The sequence below is a fragment of the Rhizobacter sp. P1_G5 genome, from assembly GCF_056405435.1.
On sequence record NZ_JBFUCB010000713.1, the window covers coordinates 1 to 2887 of the forward strand.

A 2887-nucleotide genomic window follows, 5' to 3' on the forward strand; every position below is an offset into this window, starting at 1 on the left:
ACCCAGCGGCTTGCCATGGCGCTCGCGTGCCTGCACCTGCGTGCCAGGATCGTCCGGGTCAAAACGCTGCCAGCTGTCGCGGCTGCCCTGCAGGTGCGTCTTCGGCAGCCAGACGAACACGTTGCGCCGGAACGGGTTGCGCTGGCCGAGCCACAGACCGAAGGTCGGCCAGCGCGGCACGGCCGCATCGAACAGGTGGATCGGGAAGTTGGAACACAGCCCGCCGTCGGAGAACCAGCAGCGCTTCAACACCCGCTCTTCGCGCGGCATCTCGTGGTCGACCGCCCACAGCGGCACCGCCGAGAACAGCAGCGGAAAGCTCAGGCTCATGCGCGCCGCGACGAGGATCGGCAGGTCGCCGCGCGGCAGTTCAAACAGCCCCTCGCTCTCCGCCTCCTGGCCGGCCGGTGGATCGAAATCGCTGGCCGGCGCATACGGTCGCGCCGCTTTCACCATCGCCGCGACCACCCGGTCCGGGAAGAACCGTTCCATGTCCACGCGCCGGAAGTACACGCGATCGGTCTCGTCCTGCAGCGGCAGCCGGTACGGCCGGCCGTGCGTCACGTTGGTCGTGATCATCTCCAGGTTGATCGAGCGCAGCCGGCGGTCGTCGCCATCGCCCACCGCCACGCGCGGCGCGCCCGGCGAGGCGGGTGCCGACCACAGGTCGCGGAAGGTCAGCGGCGCGTCTTCGCGGCGGAGGCCGGCGGCGAGCTGGATGCCCTTGTCGAGCCACTCGATCAGGCCGGGGTCGGTCTTCGGGTCGCGGCCCGGCTGCGTCTTGCCGTGGCACAGGCCGAGGTCGTTCTTCACGAGGCCCTTGTCCAGGTCGGGCAGCAGCCCGTAGAACACGACGGCACCGATGACGCAGATCGGAATCGCCATCACGAACCCGAGCAGGCTGCCCCAGCTGAACGGCGGCACCAGCGCGCAATCGGCCGCGATCAGCAGGCCGAGCAGGCCGCCCCACGACGCCGGCTTGCGATAGCTGCGCAAGGCGGGCCAGCCCAGCCGCACCCAGCGCGGCACGCGGCTGCGGCGCGTTTCGCCGTAGATGTCGACCGCGCCGACGAACAGATCGAACAGCCGCTGCCCCTCCGGCGCCGGCTGGAACAACGACAGCATCTTCGTGCGCAGCCCGCGCGGCCCCGGCTTCGCCAGATCGCCCGGCGCGCGCCGCAGCACCTCGAAGCCGTCGTCGTAGCCGTTGCGCCGGCCGTACTCGGCTGCGGCCGCGAGTGCCGCCGCCATCGCGCCCACCGAGGTGCCGCCGATGCTCTTGAAGCGGAATGCGCGTGCGATCTCGAGGATCGCCCACGGGTAGACGACGCCGCTCGCGACACCGCCCGTCAGCACCAGGTCGCAGAAGCGGTCGGCCGGCGGGCGCTCGGTCAGCGGCTCGGGCACTTCGACGAAGTCTTCGCCGGTGTCGAGCAGCGGCGCGGCCGTTCGCGCGGTCATTCGTAGTCTTCCCGGTCCACCGCGTCGACCCACAGGTGGCCATGGTCCTCGGTCGCGAGCTGCTCCAGGCCGTCGCTCGTCGGGTACAGCAGGTAGGCGGTGCCGCGCGTGCGCACGAACGGCTTCAGGCCCTTGAACTCCGTCACGCCGCCGCGCTGCAACGCGTCGCCGGGCAGCACGAAGCTCGCATCGGGATCCTCATGGCGCGAGGCCAGCGGGTCCTTCGCGTTGCCCTCGTCGAGGTTGCCCATCGGCACGCGGTCGGCCCACTCGCCGAGCAGGTGCTCGAACTGGTTCTCGATGCTGCTGCAGAAGAACAGACCGAGCAGGCCGCGCTCGATGCCGGGCGCCTCGCCCTCTTGCCACCGGTCTCCGTACGGCGCGCCCCGCCGCAGCAGCGGACGCCGGCGCAGCTGGTGCGCAATCTGGCCCCCACGCGGGTTCATGCGGCGGATGTGCGCGCCGAATGGACAGCCCTTGCCTTCCGCGTCGCCTGCGTAGTCGAAGTCCTCGCCCGGCGCACCGGTCGGCTGCTGCGTCTCGGGGTCGATGCGCCGCCCATCGGCGAAACGGCCGCACAGCTTGGCCCGTACGAGTTCGATCGCGTCATCCTCGTCGATCGTGCCTCGGCTGCCGAGGGCGATCCACCTCGCCCGCTGCTTCAGGTAGGCGCGAAACGCGGGCTCGTCCTGCGCCATCTGCCGCAGCACGCCGAAGCTCGCCTCGCAGAAGAACGACCGCACCGCCTGCGGCTGCGCGGCCAGCGCCCATGGGTTGGCACCACCATCGTCCGGGTGGCCGAGCAGGAACTCGCCGGGGTTGTGGATCGAGACCTTCCGCAGCTTGCGGTGCTCCTTCGGGGGGATGTCCGGGTCGTGCGACCAGCCATTGATACCCACCTTCGACAGGCCGTCGCGGTAGCCGAAATGCACCCAGCGCTCTTCGGGCCTGCCGGGCGTGAGGCTGAAGTTCTCGCCCCGTGGCACCGTGTCGTCGATCTGCACGCAGAACCCCTTCGCCAGCCGCTCGACCCGCTTCAGCAACTCGGTGGACGCGGCGTCGTCATCGTGGTGCAGGCTGATCACCGCATGCAGCGCCTCCAGCTGAAAGCCGCTGTCCCAGTGGTCGGGCGCGCTCGATGCGGTGTCACCCAGCCGCGTCGTAGCCTGCACCGGCGCGCCGAGGTGGAACGACGGCGCGAGCTTCTGCAGCACCAGCAGCACGCGCAGCGGCAGCTTCAGCGCCTCCAGTCCGCGGTACGTGAAGCCGATGCTCAGCTGCGGGCCGCCGGGCTTCGGATCGCTCGGCCGGTACGTCACGTGCCTGCTCAGCGCCGAGAGAAAACGGCGCGTCTGCGAACCCGTCCCGTTGAACTTCAGCAGCAGGTGCTGCACCCGCCGTTGCTTCGGCGTGCACAGCACGATGC

The 2887-nt window shown here is 70.5% G+C and carries 1 protein-coding gene and 1 pseudogene; both read right to left on the reverse strand.

Going from position 1 to position 2887, the window contains the following annotated elements:
• Positions 1-1461: pseudogene (locus AC1D12_RS29870) on the reverse strand (hypothetical protein); the annotation flags it as partial.
• The coding region (locus AC1D12_RS29875; RefSeq protein ID WP_477844850.1) for a hypothetical protein at positions 1458-2887 on the reverse strand (1430 nt) is incomplete at its 5' end. The gene AC1D12_RS29875 and the pseudogene AC1D12_RS29870, both read right to left, overlap by 4 nt.